The sequence below is a fragment of the Planktothrix paucivesiculata PCC 9631 genome (assembly GCF_900009265.2).
GTDB lineage: Bacteria > Cyanobacteriota > Cyanobacteriia > Cyanobacteriales > Microcoleaceae > Planktothrix > Planktothrix paucivesiculata.
Genome location: NZ_LR735022.1, coordinates 89,806 through 107,675, shown reverse-complemented (window position 1 = coordinate 107,675; position 17,870 = coordinate 89,806). Strand labels below are relative to the sequence as shown.

Here is a 17,870-nt window from a genome sequence, read left to right as displayed (position 1 = left end):
TGAATTTGATTGAGGTCAGTTTTTTGCTTTTAATATGGTTTTCTCTGCGAGTTTAGTAATTACTTTAAACTCATGATCTGTGATATAACGATAACTTTGAGGCGGATTAATTGCAGGCAACTTTTTTTTAAGTGTGGTTAACTTAATAGGGTTATTAAAAATATTTTTATTATTAAAAAATATGGCAACACCTAATGATGCACCTTGATAATAACGTTGAAAATCTTGATAGGTAATACCAGCTTTATCTTTGACCTTTTCCCAGAAATCTTTCTTTTTTTGAGGTAAATTTTCTGTAATTACCCGTTCTACTTCTAAAGAAGCAACTAAAATTTGCTGAGGGGATGTAACATATACCAAAACTAAATCTCCCGCTTCAAGACGAGTACGAACTCGGCGCAGTTCTACGGTTTTTTTACCTGCTAAAATTTTCTCAGCATATTCTGGCTTTATTGAAAGTAGCAATATATTATTGGGCATTATTCTTTAGTGTTTAATTGATTTCCTAGGCAATATAGTATAGCAAATTTTTCCTTGGGAACATAGTACGCAGACTGCATTGTAAATTTATTCTCTAAAACTTCTTGAACCTCATTTAATGGAATAGGTAATTTCAGTAGTTCAGTGTGACTAAATTTAATTGCCATAATTTCTTTTTCAGGATCTCCGTCAGCTACACCTAAGACGTCATTCCATTGATATATACCTAAATTTTGAAATCTACGAAATAGTTCTTGAGGTTTTCCTACTAATACTTCATCAAGACGAGATACCGCACGAATACAGCTTGTATCCTGATAGCGTTTATCTTTACTTACATACCATATAATTCTTCCTGAAACTCCTGGTTTAAGAGTTTTAGGAGCAGATTTAGATTTATAATAAACTGCTTCTGTATTGAGAGCTATATCAATTTTACTAGCACCAAACAAAGTTTGATTTGCTAAATTATAATCAAATAAATTTTCCGCCCATTTCGGTTGAATAGGAATAATAAATGTACGAATGTCAGCATCAATAATTTTAGCTGGAAAAATCATTTTTTCTATGTCCCACATTGTTTTTTTTTCTTTCAAATTTTCGTCATTAGATAGTAAATTTGAGATTTTAGTACAGAAATCATAATCTTTAGAAGATTGTTGAGCAATCATATTTAAGTCATTAGATAACTGTAAAGCAGTATCAGCTATAAATAGGTTGGCTCTTAACCAACCGTTAGAGACTTGTATAAAAGTAGAATCTTTTTTAATAGCTTTAGTAGTTTTTTCGGATAAGCAAGGATCTGTAATTCTTGTAAAATTCCGCCCTTCTTTAAGGCTATCAAGGATAGAATTGTAAATCAAATGGCTAATAATAGTATCAGCAATAGGGTTATCATCAAGGACTCTGATTATAGGTATTTCTAGTTCATCTGATTTATGTTTGTCATATACTAATACAGCAATTTTATCAGAGTTTTCTAAAATATTCCAGCATTCAAATTTATCTTTATCTGTCAAAAATCTCTTGATTTTTTGGATAAACTCTGCTTTCTTTTCCTTGTTTGCTTTTGATAAAAATATTGTTTGTAAATCTATTTCTCCCCACTGAACAGGAATTTTTGTAATTGACATCCCTGCCATACGAATAGGTTGATACCCTGTTTTGCTTGCAATATCATTAATTTGAATAATTAACTCTAAAGGAGAAAGAATAGAGAGTTTAAATTGATCATAAAATTCATCTTTAAATTTTAATATTTGTTGATTTTGGGTGACAAAAATATAAGTTTCAGAATCCAATATCTTTTGAAGATAACGGAAATTATAGTTATCTAAATCAATATTTTTGCTTTTTAAAAAAATGGCTAATTCATTTTGATTGCCATTATTTTTTTTGCCGATATCCAGTAAACTAAAATGTGTACGAAAAGTCATCAATTTTTTTCTTTGTTCTGAATTAGTAATATTATTTATTTGATTACTAATTTCATCAACTAAAGACAAATCTACTTCTGATTGCAACCAATCTGACATAAGAGATTTTGAATCTTTATTTTCTGGATTATCTTGTTCTTCCGCTATTTCAAAAAAGATTGGTGCATCTATAACAACAGATAATTTAGATTCTCTATTGGTTTCGTTTAGTATTGATAGTAAATTAGGATGTCCGTAATCAAGCCACCAATATGTGTTTTCTTTTCCTTCTGTTTTCGCAGCTTTATCAAACCGAGGGAGGAAACCTAACTTTTGCCAAAAGTGATCTAAATTGAAGTCTCTGCGACAAGTTAAACCGATACCTTCATATTGTTTATCAGTATCAGTGATTTTTTTTAAATGATTAACTAATTGTCCAGGTATTCCTTTTTTTCGCCAATTTTCACTAATACACAAATGAACAATCGTAACTCGATTATATATTTTTGAAGTAGCATATAAAAGATAACCAATACATTCTTTTTGGGGCGAAATAGCAACAATAATAGTTTTTTTAACCGCGTGTTGAATAAATGCACCTTTCGGAAAAAACCCCAATGTTTTATTATTGGCATCACCTAAATTGATTACAGTCTCTAAATAAGGAGAATTTTGATCAATTATTTCAGTATAGATATCTGTATCTTTCATTGGGGTACTGTCCTCTGATTTTTAATTTACCTTTGGTATGGTTAGTTAAAGTTGCAATAACTAACCCTGAAATTGCGATAATAACCAAGCACTAACTTTACCATGATTGGTTTGACGACTGCGACGAAATGCTTCCTCTAATATCCCCATTTGTAACCCAGGTAAAACGTGAGATTCTTTAATTCTATAACTCCCTTGATTTTTAACTTTAAACGCTATTACCTTAACCGCTTGAACATCAATAATCCAATATTCTTGCACCCCTAAAGATTCATAAAGTAACCTTTTTTCGCCCTTATCATCTGCTAAAGAAGAATAGGCAACTTCGATAACTAAATCAGGCGCGGGAAACTGATCTAAATCAATAATTGTGGTTTCCCAAGGAATGATTTCTGCATTGTCAGCAATATAAAAAGAAGCATCGGGTTGGGCTTCGTCAAACCCTGTTTTACGGTAAGTGCAGTTGTCATGAGCATCTAAATCAATATTCCGCAATGCTGCAAATAGATACAGCACGGCAATAATGGTGGCGTGATCACGAGAATGGGGATTTCCTAGGGGTGACATTTCTAACCTCATACGTCCATTAAAATAATAACCTCTGGCATTAGAATAGATGGGATCATCCAATGCAGCCAAGTATTCATCCCAAGTTGCTGTTACCCAGGTATCGGTCGGGAGTAGAGTTTGAATAGGACTCATAACAGTATCATTGATGAGCGATCGCTTTTATATTAACAAATTCAAATATAACTTACCAAGCGCCGTTAAATAATTTTTTTCACCCCTGCTCAGGGAGTTTATAATAATAAAATGTTACCCGATTTTAGTTTAATTAGATGGTATTATACAATAAATATCAATAACAAAAAGCCCAAGGATAACCGAGGGGCTTTAGACCCATTTTTTTTGAACTAGGAGGATTATTATTTATGGAACAGACTCACGAAACCTTAAAACAACAACTGAGTGCCCTATCCCAACGCTATCCCGATTTAGGCAACCGTCTGGCCGAAACTGCACAAAAACTCAAAACCGCAGGAACTCCAGCAACCAAAACCTTAGTCGATGAATTGATAGCTTACTCCCAAGACTTTAGCAAGATTCAACAAACCCTACTCAGCCAAGGACAACCAACGGCCAGCCAAGCCACCTCCCCACAACAGTTAGAGACTTTATTGCAAAATCTAAAACCGGCTCCAACCCATCAAAAGACGCACCAACAGGCCTTACAAATTTTAGAGCGAGTTCTCTCCCTAACCCACAACGAACAAAAAGATTTTCCCCCGTTACAAACGGCTCAAAATCAGGCGCGGGAATTGCAAACCGCAATTGCTCAACAAACAAATCAACTGCATTCTGGGGCTGAAGCCTTAGCTACAGGAAATCATCCCCTAGTAGCCTTAGTTAATTTAGTCGAAAAACAAGAGAGTTTAGATGATAATCAATGGGCGATTTTAGAAGAAAAAATTACAAGCGCCTTTGGTAAATCTTTAGGTGTGGCAATTTCCCGAGGAAAAATTAATTTTAGCATTCCCGTCGCCGCCCCATCTGTTGTTGCTGCTCCGAAACCCGCAATTCCTGATATTGTAATTTTAGATGAACCTCAAGGATCTCGCGGCCCGGAATTAATTATTGTTCCTAGTATTGATGTTACGAAATTACCACCAACAATTGATGGTAAAAATATCTTTTTTGGCAATGCTCCCCTAGCAGGTAAAGCTCAAGAAAAAGCCAGTCTTTCTAATATTAATTTAAAGATTTTAGTCCATTTACAAGGATTGGGCGATCGCACTTTTGCCGCCAGGGAATATGCCGGAACTCGGGGACAGGGACGACGTTTAGAAGCCTTTCAAATTAATATTGATCCAGCTATTGCGGGTTTAAGTTTGCGCTATATGGCTCATATCGCAGCCATTGGGGACACACCTTTAACTCCCGAAGGTCAACTGGTGGGAGAGCGGGGCAAAAACCGACAAATCGAAGGATTAGCCATTGAATTAATCGGCCCCCAAGCCCCTAACTATACGGTCTTCTATACCGCCCACATCCAAAATAAAGGAGATGTTCCCGTCTGCACCAACGGTCAATACTGCGGCACCAAGGGTCAAGGGTTAAGAATTGAAGGGATTAAAATTTGGATTGAAGCTAACTAAATAGTAGGGGTAATTCGTGAATTACCCCTACATCTAGGGTTACATCCCCAAATTTGCGTAAGTCCTGATATAGCGATCAACACAGTGGTTAGAACAAAGACCGATCTAGCAACTTTTACCTATTGCCAATTCCCCATTGCCTATTTACGTTTTTTCCGATTTTTCTTGCGAGATTCCTTCGCCTGTTTTCGTTTTGCTTTTGTTTTCTGATCGAGCTTACCAAGATTATAATTAGAGGTCGAACTTTCTTCTGAGATATCGATTCGGTTAGGGAAACTTCTGAAATAGTTGTTTTCAGATTCTGGGCGAACTTCATCTTTTGATTTCAAACCGAATTCCACTTGTACATCCCACCAATCTCCTACCATAAAGGGTTCGACCCGATCAGTTGCAAAAGCCCGTTCAATCACCCTTGCGGATTCTACTGCTTTTAAATCTACTAAACCCCCAACTAACATTCCATTAAAATCTCGGTGTTGTTCGGTAAACTTACTTAACTGTTTCGTTAGAATAGCAACACATTGATCACGGAAATCTGGATAAGAATTACCTATTTTTTCCAGAGCATCAATGGCGATCGCCCGAGAGTAGATTTCTGCATCAGAGTCACCTAAATGGGCTATAAGAAAGGGAATTGCGGCGGGCCCAATTAAACTATAAACCTCTGGTAATTCACCCATAGCCCAATCATCATTAAAACCCAGAAGTGGAGTTAACCCTTCAATCGCCGCTTCTGCTTTTAGTTGTGCCAGTGTTCGCCAAGCATGAACAGGAGCCCAGATGTCTAAACGGTCTGTTTCTTCCTCAATCTCGAAAAAAGTTTCATCCGTTGCCATTCGGATCAATTCACTAATATGTTCTTCCCCAAAACCCAATTCTTCGACATAGTTAGGCCACTGACCCGAATTCATTTTATTACAGTCGCCATAGCTTAATAACTGACTGACTGGAGGTTTATAGGATTCAATACTCATAATACAAGTTCAAAAGTTAATATAGTAATCCTACTCAATCGGTTGTAATCTCGGATAGGATTCAGACCCTGACAGTAGGTAATTCATGAATTAACCCTATTTTAGATTATTAGGGATTGCTAGGCTGTTAAGCATTTAAACCCTATATTCGCTTCGTGCGAGGACGCTCCCCCTGCCTCCCCTGCTTCCCCTGCTTCCCCTGCTTCCCCTGCCTCCCCTGCTACCCCTGAAGTGCCACAACTAACACTAATAAAAAGGCTTCTGTCCATTCAACCACGGCCCCATAGGTATCTCCGGTGTGTCCCCCCAGACGGGCGTTAAACCAAGCGCCAATTAAAATCGCGATCGCACTTCCCCCCAAGGCCAGACCCACGGCCACTAACCAATGTTGGGGATGGAGAATAACTAAAACCCCACTTAAAGCCATAAGTATTAGTACACCCGGAACTAAGTCCCAGGAAGAATAGGGGGTATCTTTATGAAAAGCTCCCTTTCCTGTAGCTTTCAAATAGGGATAACGGGCGATCGCCACCAATTGTCCCCACCGTCCCCAACCCGCGACGGCCATTAAAATTAATCCTCGGTCAGCCGTAATATCGCTTAAAGCCGCGACCTTCAATAAAACGATCGTGATCGCAGCCATCACCCCAAAAGCTCCCGTAACACTATCCGCCATCACTTCCAAGCGTCGATTCGGGTCAGCCACCGCTAAACCATCGGCCGCATCCATCGCCCCGTCTAAATGCAATCCTCCGGTTATTGCAATTCCGGTGACAATCACTAAGACCGAGCGAGTCAAGACCGGACACCCTAAAAGAGATAATCCCCCATCCATCAATCCTAAAATCCCCCCAATCAATATCCCAATTACCGGAGCCAAACGGGCGATGCCCCTAAACTCCAACGTCCAAGAGAGGGGAATGGGAAAACAGGTATAAAAAGCGATCGCGGCGGCTAAGGCGGCTCCCTGTCGCTGGAAAAATTGGGAGAGCGATCGAAAGTAATCCTCTGACATGGTAAAAAATTAAATTGCCATAGATGTATGAATATTTTCTAGGGTATGCCAGAATTGAAATAACAACTCAGGTTTTGTCTAAAAGTCAAAACACTTTGAGGAGAGTTTACCAACCCCAGGGTTGTTAAATCACCGATCCAAAAACAAATCCATCCTTTTTGATTGCTTTCAATGATCAAAGATTAGAGAAGGAATAGACGAACAAGAGATTGAAGGTTTACCCATTAGCAGGTGTAGGGTCGTTAGCTACCTGTACAGCCAGATGTTTTTATTCGCTATTCCTCAAGACCTCGGGATGGGAAAATTTCAAAACTACAAATTTCATTCAACAGAATCATCGCCATTCTGTAATTCACAGATTACATCTGAGGCTTTTGTTCCATGAGTTATGATCAATTAGACTACAGGGTGTCTGCTCCTTGCATTATTGATACGGGGATCATTGTTAACAAGCGGGATATGCAAAAACTGCTTGTTGATTTGGGTCGCGTCCGTTATTTGAATATTCAAGACGGACAAGTATGCAGCGAAGCAGAAGGATACATCCTAGAAGTTTTTGCTAATCCACAACAGGCAACTTTAGTTGCCAATCATTCGTTGTATTTGAATGTTTATAGTTTCGATTACTTAGAACTAAAGCAATCTCCTGAGCAAGAAACTTATTTTGATCTGGTTCAAGAAGGAGGGAGATTATTACGATTAATTCCCTTAACAAATCCCTTACAAGAACAATTTAATCGTAATTTTAATACAGCGGCTCTTGATGCAGTCATGGATCAAGTTTTATCATCAAATTGGGAGAATCCCCTTGATGATGAAGACTGCCCATTCTAAGTAATTAAGCCGTTTTCTATTGTTTTATGTCACATCCTTTTTCCTTTGAAGTTCAGGCGTGCTGTAGTCAAACTAAAGCCCGTGTCGGCTTATTTCATACTCCCCATGGTTGGGTAGAAACCCCACGATTTATGCCCGTGGGAACCCTCGCCAATGTCAAAACTCTGACTCCAGCACATCTCAAGGATGCGGGCGCCCAGATGGTATTATCCAATACCTATCACCTACATTTACAACCCGGGGAAAAGATTGTGGCCGGGGCGGGGGGACTCCATCGGTTTATGGGCTGGAATGGCCCAATGCTGACGGACTCCGGCGGGTTTCAAGTATTTAGTTTAAGTAAAATTAATACCATTACCGAAGAAGGTGTTACCTTTCGTTCCCCCCATGATGGACGACTGATTAACTTTACCCCAGAACTTTCGATCCAAATTCAAAACGAATTAGGGGCCGATGTGATTATGGCCTTTGATGAATGTCCCCCCTATCCGGCGACGCGGGAGGCGGTCGTCAAGGCTACGGAACGAACAAAACGCTGGTTAGAACGCTGTATTAAAGCTCATAAACGGCCTGACCAAGCGTTATTTGGAATTGTTCAGGGGGGCGTTCATGCGGATTTACGACAACAGGCGGCTCGAGATTTAGTAGAATTTGATTTACCTGGCTATGCCATTGGCGGGGTGAGTGTGGGGGAACCTTCGGCTTTAATTGAAAAGATTGTGCAGGTGACAACCCCCATTTTACCGTTTAATAAACCCCGTTATCTCATGGGAATCGGAACCTATCGAGAAATGGCCCAAGCGATCGCGGCTGGGGTGGATTTATTTGATTGTGTAATTCCCACTCGTTTGGGCCGTCACGGGGCGGCGTTGGTTCAAGGAGAACGATGGAATTTAAAGAATGCTCAATTTCGGGAGGACTATAAACCCTTAGATGCCACTTGTCCCTGTTATACCTGTCAAAATTTTAGTCGGGCTTATCTGAGTCATTTGGTACGGGCAAAGGAAGTTTTGAGTTATACCCTAATTGCCATTCATAATGTTACCGAATTAATTCGGTTTACCCAAAGAATTCGAGAGTCGATTTTAAATAATCGGTTTGCCGATGAGTTTCAATTTTGGCTCACCTCAACGGATGCGGAAGCCACTTTAGAGGATGACGAAATCGATAAACGTTCCGATCATTAACCCCCGTAGTAAGCCCGACCGGGCTTCTTCAGTGGTTTTTGACATTTTTAACAGAAACACTGGTATCTTAACAACGGCAAGGTTTAATTTAACAACAAAGACACAAAGACACAAAGTTTAACCCCCCTGTTTTTTCTCTAATTCCTCGATTCTGAGTTTGGTTTCCTGGGCTGCTTTTTGATTTCCGGTTTTTTCCAGAATGGCTAAGGCTTCTTTCCAGGTTTGTAGGGCTTGGGAATATTCCCCTTGAGCATAATAAAGCGTTGCTAAATTATTCAAAGCGGCGGTTAAATTATTTTGATCATTGGCTAATTTTGCCAGTTCAATTGCTTTTTGATAGGAGCTTAAAGCCTGATCCGGTTGTTTTAATTTTTCCTGAATTTCTCCGATCAAATTATGAATTTTCGCCGCCCCAGTATTATCCGCAATTCGAGTCATGAATTCCGACGCTTGTTTCAAATAAACTAAAGCCTGGGTATCATCTCCTAATTGACGATATAATAACGCCATATTACCTAATAGCCGCCCGACTCCAGCTTGATCGCCAATTTGACGCCGCAGGGCTAAAGCTTGTTGATAAATTTCTAAGGCTTTTTGGGTATCTCCTTGAACTAAATACAACGCCCCTAAATTATTTAAAGTGCGACTGAGATCCCGTTTATCTCCCACTTCTTCCCGAACTTTTCGGGCGTCTTGATAGAATTTTAGGGCTTGATCATATTGTTTTAAACTGGTATAATCAGAGGCTAAATTATGTAAAGATTCGGCAATATTGGGTCGGTCATTAATAGATTGAGCAATTTGTAAAGCTTCTTGATGAAGTTTCAAGGCTTCTGAGATTTTGTTTTGATTGCGATAGGAAAATCCGATTAAATTTAAACTCCGACTGATTCCTGTTTGATACTCGGGATTTTTGTTTTCCGCTTGTTGATTCAATTGTCGATAGGACGTGAGAGCTTGTTGTAGGACTTTTAAGGCTTCTGTATCGTTACCTAAATTACTATAAACCTCTCCAATATAAGTAAGGGTTTCGGCAATTTCTTCAGGTTTACCTTGTTTTTGTTGTTGTTCCAAAACCTTTTTAAATGTGGCTAAGGCTTCAGGAAATAACCCTTGACGAAATTGATCAATTCCGCTTTGAAATAAAGCATTAGAATCGGGTTTTTCTGGAGTTTGAGCTAGAATTATTGTTGATTGTCGGCTGATAAAATTTAAAGGGGGTGTATGGAGCAAAAACCAACTGATGATTAAACCGAGGGAAACGGGCAAAACTCTCGCACTAGCCGTTAAAATACCCAGGGGTTTTAATAAAAATAACCGGTTTTGAAACAATAACGAATTATTCATGGCAAGATTTAAGAATAAACACTGGATATGACAGGAAAAACAGGGGAAATGCAAAGGATTGATCTTCGGTGGTTTCTCCTCTCCCACCCATAATTAGGTTCACCTCTATATTAATATTGATCAAAATGCTCCTAAATTTAACTGTTGATACCATTCTTAACCGTGCTATAGCGGGTGATGATTTATCCCCGGAGGATGGGGTGATTTTGCTCGAACAAACTGATCCAGCTATTCTGGAAAATATTCGGGTGGTGAGTGATAGTTTGCGATCGCAACAAGCCGGAGAGACTGTTACCTATATTATTAATCGCAATATCAATTTTACGAATATTTGTGAACAGCATTGCAGTTTTTGTGCATTTCGTCGAGATGCGGGGGACGAGGGAGCATTTTGGTTAGACATTGAGCAAATTTTGGAAAAAACAGCCGATGCAGTTACCCGAGGGGCGACGGAAATTTGTATGCAGGGGGGATTAAACCTAGAAGCGAAAATTAAAGGAAAATCCTTACCCTATTATTTGAATTTAGTCCAAGCCATTAAGACTAAATTTCCTCACCTGCATTTTCATGGATTTTCACCCCAGGAAGTCCAATTTATTGCCCGAGAAGATGATCTGAGTTACGCGGATGTGATTATGGCTTTAAAAGATGGGGGAGTGGGTTCGATGCCGGGAACGGCTGCGGAAATTTTAGCAGATTCAGTCCGAAATATTATCTGTCCTGAAAAAATCAATACCGCCACTTGGTTAGAAATTGTTGAAACAGCCCATCGTTTAGGGGTTCCGACCACGAGTACGATGTTATCGGGTCATATTGAAACACCCCAACAGCAAATGCACCATTTACAGCAGTTGCGATCGCTACAACAAAAAGCCCAGAATTATCCCGCTAGAATTACGGAATTTATTGTTTTACCGTTTGTGGGAGAAATGGCTCCAGCCCCTTTGCGGCGACGGGTGGGACGGGATCAACCGATTTTAGCCGATACTTTGTTATTAACGGCCGTGGCTCGAATTTTTCTGGGAAATTGGGTCTCTAATCATCAACCCAGTTGGGTGAAATTAGGCTTAGAAGGGGCGACGGAAGCCCTGCGATGGGGTTGTAATGATATCGGGGGTACTTTAATGGAGGAACATATTACAACCATGGCGGGTGCTAAAGGTGGCACTTGCATGGAACCTGAAACCTTGAAAAAAGCGATCGCTTCCCTGGGGCGTCCTCATCAACAACGGGATACGGTTTATAATAGGGAATGGGTAATGGGTAATTCGTAATGGGTAATGGGTAATGGGTAATGGGTAATGGGAATGGGTAATTCGTAATTCGTAATTCGTAATTGAAAAAAAAGACTCGCCCGGATGAAGATTAAATCATCTTGACGAGTCGAAAGGACAAAACAGAAACCTTGATTTTCAGGCGGCAGAAGTATCATTTAATTCTTCTGTTAAACCATGATTTAATTCTTCTGTTAAACCATCATTTAATTCTTCTGTTAAGTAATCCAAAACCGTATCAAGGGTTTGCTGTTTTACCCAACCTTTCATTACCGCAACTTCTCCAAATCGCAGCTTCAATTGGTTCTGTTGTTCTAGGATTGAGTCTATTTGGGCTTCATCTAACAATTTAGCTTTATAGAGATAGTGACCTAAAGGATGTCGATGTTTAGAAAGTGCTAATTCGGGAAGGAATTCAGCAAAAAAATCCACTGTTTCTCGTTCCAACCATCCCAACTCAACCACAAAATCACCAAAGCGTTTTTGCGGTTGTTGCCGTTGCAATCCTAAAATTTTATCCACTTGTTCAGTAGATAATAAACCCGCTTTATTGAGCAGTTGTCCTAGGAGGGGAGATTCCCAATTGACAAATTCTTGTCGCGTGGAAAACGGCGGGTTATACAGTTTTAATTTTTGCAGGAGCAATAACCAGAAAAAAGGAATATCCTCAATTAAATACCGCTTCCACATCCGTCCGGGTTCTGAAAATAGCCGGTGTAACCATTCGATTCCCCAATCGCTCATCCATTGGGGAGAACGTTTTTTTTCTCCGGCTTCAAAGTCAATGGTTGCACCAATAGCCAGAAAAACTTTAACATTTTTGAGTTGATTTCGGTATTTGGCAATCCATTTTTCTTGTTTGGGCGCGCCGACACCAATGGCTAATACGGTGGCTCCAGACTCGTTAATTCGAGTTACGATCCGTTGACATTCTACCTCATCTTTGTCAAATCCAAAGGGAGGAGAATAGGACTCGATAATCATTTCTCGGCCTACTTTGGCATTAATTTTTTCCTGAGCGCGTTTAGCTACTCCTTCGGCGGCTCCCATCAAAAAGATGGTCATTTCTTCATTATCTTTATAATAATCGTAGAATGCTGGAAATAAATCAGACCCTGAAATTTTTTCTTTGATGGGCTGTCCTAAAAATTTAGACGCATAAATTAGGATTTTACTATCACAAACTCGGTAGGTTGAACCCTTATAAATCTCGTAGAATTCCGGATCTTTTTGCAACTTCATCAAGTGATCCACATTCGGCGTCACAACAGTACCCCCTTCGGAACCGAGTCGTTTCAGAAGCTCGATGATGGTAATGTTATGAATACGCACATTAAGGATGTTAATTTCGTCATCCATAGGGTTCCTCTGTCCTGTCCTAAAAAATAATGGGATGATCCTAATTAAGCGACAGCTTAGTTAAGCTTATACCACAACATTCGGCCTCGCTATCTGCGACCACCTGATTGTTAAATAATCGAGTCGTGTACTCTTGGAAATTTCTTCGATTCCGCCACCAACTGCCGGGACTGGGACAACGAACTTTAGTCCCTGAACCAACCCTTGATCCAGCTAATCGAGAAATGCTCAGTGACTACTCGGGGTTATATTAAGTAGAAGAAAGCGACTTTGAATTTTATCATTTTCATTTTAGAACATAAACTGACCACAATGGTAGATATTTTTATAAAACTTTATCATAAAATTGTAAAGATTTTGTAAAAACTCACTCCAGTTAAAAATTTTGTTATAGAATGAAATATTTTTTTGAAAATAGCTGAGTTGAGTCTGACCAATTGCAGCGTTGATCGATACAATAATAAAGTTCAGTGATGGGTTGAAACTCAGAGGTTCAAAATGATTGATGAGGGCGTAGTCAAATATTCCTGTGAATGGGTTTTAGGGGAAAAGGTTGATCTTGAATCGCTCCAATCCTTAATCCAGTGGCGGAATTATATTCATCAATTAGGATTAATTGGAGTTTATGACAATGGGATTGGATTTGGAAATATCAGTATTAGGATTTCAGGTACGCTACAATTTATTATTTCTGGGAGTCAAACGGGACATTTAGCTCAGTTAGAAGCCGAACATTTTACGGTTGTTACAGATTTTAATATTGAACAAAATCATCTCACCTGTTGCGGGCCAATTCAAGCCTCCTCTGAATCCCTAACCCATGCCGCAATTTATAGTGTTCAACCCCATATTAATGCCATTATTCATGTTCATCATCCCCAACTTTGGCGAAGTCTATTATATCAAATTCCCACAACCCGTCAACAAGTTAAATATGGAACCCCAGCCATGGCAGCAGAAATGTTTAGATTATTTGAAGAAGAAAATTTAAGTCAGCAAAAAATATTAGTCATGGCTGGACATGAAGATGGGCTTCTTACCTTTGGTAAAGACTTAAACGAAGCCGGGGAAATCCTAATGCAATATTATAAGTTTAGCCTAGGTTCTTCTATTTTAAAGACTTCAGATGAAGATTAATATTATTTAGGTCGTTTTCTAACTGTCGATAATCTCCTGGGGATAATAAGGGATCTTTGCGAGATTTTAATATCTGTTCTATGGGAAGAACACGAAACTGATATTTCCCATTCTGACTATAGCGATGTACCCAAGTGGGTAAAGTTTCAATCCCTTTAATTTCAATGGTTTCATCGGGGAAATGCTTAACAATATTAACTTTAAAAATAACTCCCAAATCTCGATATTTTTCCCGTTGATTAGAAATAAAATTCCCCATAGAATAAATTACAATCGATTTTTTGGGTTTTCCTGATTCTCCTGTTTGTTCAAAAATTTGATAGGGTTGCACAACATGGGGATGACTGCCTAAAATAATATCAGCCCCCGCATTAACTAACTGTTTAACTAAAGTTTTTTGTTCTGTATTCGGTTGACGTTTATATTCTGCACCAAAATGTAGAATCACAGTAACTATATCTGCCCCTAATTCCCGGGCTTTAGTGATATCTTGGGTGATTTTTTTGGCATCTATTAATGAAACTAAATAATTTTTGCCCGGGGGAATTGGGATACCATTAGTTCCATAACTATAACCTAAAATTGCCATAGAAATATTATTTTTTTCAACCATAACTATTTTGTTGGCTGCTTCGGGATCGGCCGCCGTCCCCACAGGAATCAAACCGCGTTTTTTAACATTTTCTAGGGTTTTTAAAACTCCTTTTTCTCCTCGATCTAAAGAATGATTATTAGTCGTTGAAATAATATTAAATCCGGCTTTTTTAATCGCATCTGCTAAAGAATCTGGGGCATTAAATAAAGGATATCCTGTATATCCAGTTTCCGGCCCTGCTAAAGTTGTTTCTAAGTTACCAATCACCCAATCTCCCGAGGATAAAATTCCTTTGACTTCTTTAAAGAAATTATCATAATTATAGGTTTTTGTGGTCGGGTTATAACCGGATTTAATTTGCGTACCGTGCATCATAATATCCCCTACAGCAATTAATTCTGCTGCTTTTGTATAAGGTTTTGGTTTAGGGGGTGGGGTGGCGGTAATTTCAGCTACGGCTTCTGATGTTTCTATCGGGCTTGTATTGCGGTTACATCCCCCAATTAAAATAAAAAAACTGCTGGTTAATATTAAAGTAATCCATCGACTTTTTAAACTAATAGCCATAAGTTTATGCTGACCTTGAGATTTTAATAATTTTACCGCAATTGTTACCCTAGGGATAAATTATATGAAATCGAAAAAATAATGCTATGGCAGGAAATTACGAATTAGCAATAATTATTTTAAAATTTCTCAACACTTACAATGAGCTTTACAGGAGGTAAAACAGGTAAAAAATAGGCTGAAAAATAGGTTGAAAAATTAGCGAAATATTTGCGATCGCTCGGTATTAATCCAGAGGAAATTAATTAGAATAATTAAAAAGCGATGCAACCGCAGATTTGACCAGCAGCATCGCTTTTTTTTGTTAATTTTCCAGTAAGGATTCAAACGTATTACGCAGGAATTTGATATCGGCGACTCTGGCGACTAATAGATTTTGTTGTCCAGCGTCTTCTAGGCGGGTTTTCCAATATTGGATGCTGTCGGCGTTATTCATCCAGAAGTGAATTACCGTATCGACAACTTGATCAACATTCCAACCCCGTTGAGGAGAAACCGTCTGTACAGACTCAATAAAAGTATCGAGGGTACACTTGTGATTTCCCAAGTATTCAACGCCCGGGGCGGGTTGTTGGTTTAATTCTTGTTGTTCATAAAAAAAGGCAAGAATGGGAGAAACACCCACTAAATCAAAGGTGTATACCATCGGTTCCTCCTGTCCATTTTTAAGTATTTGTTGGTTATAGCAGGTAAATCGGGTTAGGATGGTAAATTTACTTACAACTTACCCAGATTTTTGGGACTTTAGATCGGATTTTGCAAAAATTCACAAGTAGACGTAGGTAGGTTTTCATATTATGCACAGAATCAAGTTAAAATCTCATATCGGTAGTGATGGTTTTTTGAAAGTTCGCTTACCTGATGTACAGAATATGGATATCGAGGTGATCATTGTCTATCAAACTAGCTTACCTAAACCAATAGAAGCAACACCGCTTTCACAGTTTTACGGATGTATTCAGGACGACTCGTTTATTAGACATCCTCAAAACTAACAACCTGAACGTGAACCCCACCGAATGAGATATCTTATTGATACTTCAGCAAACCTTACGCCGAAGTTTTTCCCCGTGTTTCCTGCTATAACAATATTTAATTAATAATTTAGTTATTTTTTAAGGTTTTAAGTCATCTGGTCTATTGCAATTTAATAACATTTCTGATTCTGCTTCCGATAGCTCAATTGCTTCTACAGGAATTAGACTTAACCAGCGTTGAAACGATCGGCCACCGGGAGCCATAAAGCCTTGTAAATGGTCATAGGCGGAACGGCGATAAAATCCACATAGGGGTTCCCAACGGGACTGACTTTGAGGAATAACGGCTAAAATACTATCAGGAACAACAGTTAAACGGGTTTGCCAATGTTCAATGATAGACGGTTCTAATCGGGGTAAATCACAGGCTAATAACCAAATCCAATCAAAGGGAATTTGGGATAATCCTTGGGATAGGGCGATTAATGGCCCTTGGTTTGGTTCCCTCTCTAATATTACTTCGTAATCCTCAGTCAATAGGGTTTCATACCGTTTTGGCCAAGGCGTGGCAATATATACTTTCCGGCTACAGACGGCCGCCACTTCATAGACACGCTGAAGCAGGGGTTTTCCTTCATAAAGAACAAAAGCCTTATCCTCACCCATGCGAGAACTTTGACCCCCAACTAGAATTAAAGCGGCAATGGAAAGATCCTTGTCGATCATTTTAAATCTCCATTCAAAAAGTAATATTGAAGTTCCCGTAATTTAGCCTGAACTTTCCCTTTTGTGAGTAGAGATTCAGCCATGGATAATCCCGATTCTAAATCTTGACAAACCCCAGAACGCCAGAGATAGAAGCCTCCATTCCACAGGGCGGCTTTCATAAATTCACTACTTTGACCCGTTAAAACGCTTTGAATTTGTTCAATTAAAATGGGAGTTGAGGATAGAGGAACTTCCCGACCTTCAAATCCATAATCTCGGGGATGTAATAATAATCGTTCAAAATAAATATCATCGAGTTGTATTGGGTTTGCTTGCTCGGTTTGGGTGGGTTGACTGGGTTGACGTAGCCCAATAATACAAGTGCGATCGCGGGGTAAATCACAACTGCCTTCTAACCCTTTAACCGTAATAAATTCCGTCTCCCCACGCCAACGAAACGCCTCCCTAAACATGGTTTCTGTTGGGGGATGTACATACCCACAAACCAGCGTTGCTTGCCCTAGATATGGTTTCCAGATTAATTCCATCGTTGCTACGGGGGGACGTTTTCCAATTTCTCGACGATAGGTAACTAATTTTTCTGCTGCTAAAAAATGTTGGGGAAGATAGATAAACCCTAAACCCAATTCAGCCAAGACCTTTTGTACTTGTGTTAATGATAATTTAGACCAGTCCAACCCTAACCCCTGCCAAACTTCAATTAAAGGAATTCCCTCCTTCGTGGGCATTCGCTGACCCCCGTGTAAAATCACCGGAACTCCGGCGGTGACTAAAATTAAAGCCGTTAGGGGAGCCATGGGAGCCGTGCGAGACCGACCATCGTAGGGACACCCCAATATAAAGGGCGTCGGAGTAACAGACTGAAGTTGGGGGCCAATTTCTTCATAGGCATCTAACATTCCAGCCAATTCTTCCCCCGTCGGGCGTCGGATACGGTGGGCGATCAAAAATGCACCAATTTGAGCCGGAGTTGCGGCTTCTAATAACATTAATCTCATGGCTTCGGCGGCCTGAGAACGAGTTAAGGCTTCACTGGTATGGGTACCACTGCCCACTTGACGAAGTAAGTCTCTAAATCGATCACTCATGTTTATAAAATTTTAAATTGTCAGA

Annotated in this window: 18 protein-coding genes; 6 read left to right on the top strand and 12 right to left on the bottom strand. The window is 39.4% G+C overall.

Annotation, left to right across the window (positions count from 1 at the left end):
• Positions 1-15 precede the first annotated feature (15 nt).
• Genes PL9631_RS19105 through PL9631_RS19095 form a run of 3 tightly spaced genes read right to left on the bottom strand, consistent with a single transcriptional unit; the run spans position 16 to position 3,308 of the window.
• On the bottom strand, positions 16-480 hold the full coding sequence (locus tag PL9631_RS19105) for an ASCH domain-containing protein (protein WP_083622758.1): 465 nt from the start codon (positions 478-480) through the stop codon (positions 16-18).
• The gene (locus PL9631_RS19100; RefSeq protein WP_083622757.1) at positions 480-2,606 is read right to left on the bottom strand and encodes a GNAT family N-acetyltransferase; all 2,127 of its coding nucleotides are present in this window, start codon (positions 2,604-2,606) and stop codon (positions 480-482) included. Before PL9631_RS19100 ends, PL9631_RS19105 begins: the two co-directional genes overlap by 1 nt.
• Before the next feature lie 60 nt (positions 2,607-2,666).
• Complete coding sequence (locus PL9631_RS19095; RefSeq protein WP_083622755.1) at positions 2,667-3,308, bottom strand: Uma2 family endonuclease; 642 nt, start codon at positions 3,306-3,308, stop codon at positions 2,667-2,669.
• 230 nt (positions 3,309-3,538) lie between these two features.
• On the opposite strand from PL9631_RS19095, the gene PL9631_RS19090 reads away from it, so the two are divergent.
• The gene (locus PL9631_RS19090) at positions 3,539-4,762 is read left to right on the top strand and encodes a hypothetical protein (RefSeq protein WP_083622753.1); all 1,224 of its coding nucleotides are present in this window, start codon (positions 3,539-3,541) and stop codon (positions 4,760-4,762) included.
• A 140-nt stretch (positions 4,763-4,902) separates the two neighbouring features.
• Here PL9631_RS19090 and PL9631_RS19085 read toward each other — a convergent pair whose 3' ends face one another.
• Positions 4,903-5,736 carry a HEAT repeat domain-containing protein gene (locus tag PL9631_RS19085; protein WP_083622752.1) on the bottom strand — a complete coding sequence of 278 codons (834 nt, stop codon included), beginning with the start codon at positions 5,734-5,736 and terminating at the stop codon, positions 4,903-4,905.
• A gap of 220 nt (positions 5,737-5,956) precedes the next feature.
• A complete protein-coding gene (cobS, locus tag PL9631_RS19080) occupies positions 5,957-6,751 on the bottom strand; it encodes an adenosylcobinamide-GDP ribazoletransferase (protein ID WP_083622750.1) in 795 nt (264 codons plus the stop codon).
• A gap of 381 nt (positions 6,752-7,132) precedes the next feature.
• Here cobS and PL9631_RS19075 point away from each other — a divergent pair, with 381 nt between their 5' ends.
• Positions 7,133-7,585: a hypothetical protein gene (locus PL9631_RS19075; RefSeq protein WP_083622748.1), complete on the top strand. Its 453-nt coding sequence runs from the start codon at positions 7,133-7,135 to the stop codon at positions 7,583-7,585.
• Between the two features lie 26 nt (positions 7,586-7,611).
• Positions 7,612-8,772, top strand: coding sequence for a tRNA guanosine(34) transglycosylase Tgt (gene tgt, locus PL9631_RS19070; RefSeq protein WP_083622747.1), 1,161 nt, complete (start codon positions 7,612-7,614; stop codon positions 8,770-8,772).
• Positions 8,773-8,889: 117 nt separating this feature from the next.
• On the opposite strand, the gene PL9631_RS19065 is transcribed toward tgt, so the two are convergent.
• Positions 8,890-10,119, bottom strand: a complete 1,230-nt coding sequence (locus PL9631_RS19065) for a tetratricopeptide repeat protein (RefSeq protein WP_083622745.1) — start codon at positions 10,117-10,119, stop codon at positions 8,890-8,892.
• A 125-nt stretch (positions 10,120-10,244) separates the two neighbouring features.
• Here PL9631_RS19065 and cofH point away from each other — a divergent pair, with 125 nt between their 5' ends.
• Positions 10,245-11,393: a 7,8-didemethyl-8-hydroxy-5-deazariboflavin synthase subunit CofH gene (cofH, locus tag PL9631_RS19060; protein ID WP_083622743.1), complete on the top strand. Its 1,149-nt coding sequence runs from the start codon at positions 10,245-10,247 to the stop codon at positions 11,391-11,393.
• Here cofH and PL9631_RS19055 read toward each other — a convergent pair.
• Positions 11,360-11,551: a hypothetical protein gene (locus PL9631_RS19055; RefSeq protein ID WP_156090632.1), complete on the bottom strand. Its 192-nt coding sequence runs from the start codon at positions 11,549-11,551 to the stop codon at positions 11,360-11,362. The genes cofH and PL9631_RS19055 overlap by 34 nt on opposite strands.
• Positions 11,532-12,752 carry a WecB/TagA/CpsF family glycosyltransferase gene (locus tag PL9631_RS19050; protein WP_083622741.1) on the bottom strand — a complete coding sequence of 407 codons (1,221 nt, stop codon included), beginning with the start codon at positions 12,750-12,752 and terminating at the stop codon, positions 11,532-11,534. The genes PL9631_RS19055 and PL9631_RS19050 overlap by 20 nt, the downstream gene beginning before the upstream one ends.
• A 498-nt stretch (positions 12,753-13,250) precedes the next feature.
• On the opposite strand from PL9631_RS19050, the gene PL9631_RS19045 reads away from it, so the two are divergent.
• Entirely contained in the window at positions 13,251-13,889 is a 639-nt protein-coding gene (locus PL9631_RS19045) for a class II aldolase/adducin family protein (RefSeq protein WP_083622739.1), read from the top strand.
• On the opposite strand, the gene PL9631_RS19040 is transcribed toward PL9631_RS19045, so the two are convergent.
• Both PL9631_RS19040 and PL9631_RS19035 read right to left on the bottom strand, forming a co-directional pair.
• Entirely contained in the window at positions 13,861-15,051 is a 1,191-nt protein-coding gene (locus tag PL9631_RS19040; RefSeq protein ID WP_083622737.1) for a CapA family protein, read from the bottom strand. The genes PL9631_RS19045 and PL9631_RS19040 overlap by 29 nt on opposite strands.
• A gap of 304 nt (positions 15,052-15,355) precedes the next feature.
• The gene (locus tag PL9631_RS19035; protein WP_026788612.1) at positions 15,356-15,697 is read right to left on the bottom strand and encodes a hypothetical protein; all 342 of its coding nucleotides are present in this window, start codon (positions 15,695-15,697) and stop codon (positions 15,356-15,358) included.
• 151 nt (positions 15,698-15,848) lie between these two features.
• On the opposite strand from PL9631_RS19035, the gene PL9631_RS19030 reads away from it, so the two are divergent.
• On the top strand, positions 15,849-16,046 hold the full coding sequence (locus PL9631_RS19030) for a hypothetical protein (protein ID WP_083622735.1): 198 nt from the start codon (positions 15,849-15,851) through the stop codon (positions 16,044-16,046).
• 120 nt (positions 16,047-16,166) lie between these two features.
• Here PL9631_RS19030 and PL9631_RS19025 read toward each other — a convergent pair whose 3' ends face one another.
• Both PL9631_RS19025 and PL9631_RS19020 read right to left on the bottom strand, forming a co-directional pair.
• On the bottom strand, positions 16,167-16,754 hold the full coding sequence (locus PL9631_RS19025) for a molybdenum cofactor guanylyltransferase (protein WP_083622733.1): 588 nt from the start codon (positions 16,752-16,754) through the stop codon (positions 16,167-16,169).
• Positions 16,751-17,845 (bottom strand): anthranilate phosphoribosyltransferase family protein, encoded by a 1,095-nt coding sequence (locus PL9631_RS19020; protein ID WP_083622731.1) that lies wholly within the window; start codon positions 17,843-17,845, stop codon positions 16,751-16,753. Before PL9631_RS19020 ends, PL9631_RS19025 begins: the two co-directional genes overlap by 4 nt.
• Positions 17,846-17,870 lie beyond the last annotated feature (25 nt).

Bases quoted from the DNA above. Each gene is read 5' to 3' on its own strand.
- PL9631_RS19030 (WP_083622735.1), top strand. From the start codon at position 15,849: ATGCACAGAATCAAGTTAAAATCTCATATCGGTAGTGATGGTTTTTTG.
- PL9631_RS19090 (WP_083622753.1), top strand. From the start codon at position 3,539: ATGGAACAGACTCACGAAACCTTAAAACAACAACTGAGTGCCCTATCC.
- cobS (WP_083622750.1), bottom strand. From the start codon at position 6,751: ATGTCAGAGGATTACTTTCGATCGCTCTCCCAATTTTTCCAGCGACAG.
- PL9631_RS19065 (WP_083622745.1), bottom strand. From the start codon at position 10,119: ATGAATAATTCGTTATTGTTTCAAAACCGGTTATTTTTATTAAAACCC.
- cofH (WP_083622743.1), top strand. From the start codon at position 10,245: ATGCTCCTAAATTTAACTGTTGATACCATTCTTAACCGTGCTATAGCG.
- PL9631_RS19105 (WP_083622758.1), bottom strand. From the start codon at position 480: ATGCCCAATAATATATTGCTACTTTCAATAAAGCCAGAATATGCTGAG.
- tgt (WP_083622747.1), top strand. From the start codon at position 7,612: ATGTCACATCCTTTTTCCTTTGAAGTTCAGGCGTGCTGTAGTCAAACT.
- PL9631_RS19095 (WP_083622755.1), bottom strand. From the start codon at position 3,308: ATGAGTCCTATTCAAACTCTACTCCCGACCGATACCTGGGTAACAGCA.
- PL9631_RS19055 (WP_156090632.1), bottom strand. From the start codon at position 11,551: ATGATACTTCTGCCGCCTGAAAATCAAGGTTTCTGTTTTGTCCTTTCG.
- PL9631_RS19075 (WP_083622748.1), top strand. From the start codon at position 7,133: ATGAGTTATGATCAATTAGACTACAGGGTGTCTGCTCCTTGCATTATT.
- PL9631_RS19040 (WP_083622737.1), bottom strand. From the start codon at position 15,051: ATGGCTATTAGTTTAAAAAGTCGATGGATTACTTTAATATTAACCAGC.
- PL9631_RS19045 (WP_083622739.1), top strand. From the start codon at position 13,251: ATGATTGATGAGGGCGTAGTCAAATATTCCTGTGAATGGGTTTTAGGG.
- PL9631_RS19050 (WP_083622741.1), bottom strand. From the start codon at position 12,752: ATGGATGACGAAATTAACATCCTTAATGTGCGTATTCATAACATTACC.
- PL9631_RS19100 (WP_083622757.1), bottom strand. From the start codon at position 2,606: ATGAAAGATACAGATATCTATACTGAAATAATTGATCAAAATTCTCCT.
- PL9631_RS19035 (WP_026788612.1), bottom strand. From the start codon at position 15,697: ATGGTATACACCTTTGATTTAGTGGGTGTTTCTCCCATTCTTGCCTTT.
- PL9631_RS19025 (WP_083622733.1), bottom strand. From the start codon at position 16,754: ATGATCGACAAGGATCTTTCCATTGCCGCTTTAATTCTAGTTGGGGGT.
- PL9631_RS19020 (WP_083622731.1), bottom strand. From the start codon at position 17,845: ATGAGTGATCGATTTAGAGACTTACTTCGTCAAGTGGGCAGTGGTACC.
- PL9631_RS19085 (WP_083622752.1), bottom strand. From the start codon at position 5,736: ATGAGTATTGAATCCTATAAACCTCCAGTCAGTCAGTTATTAAGCTAT.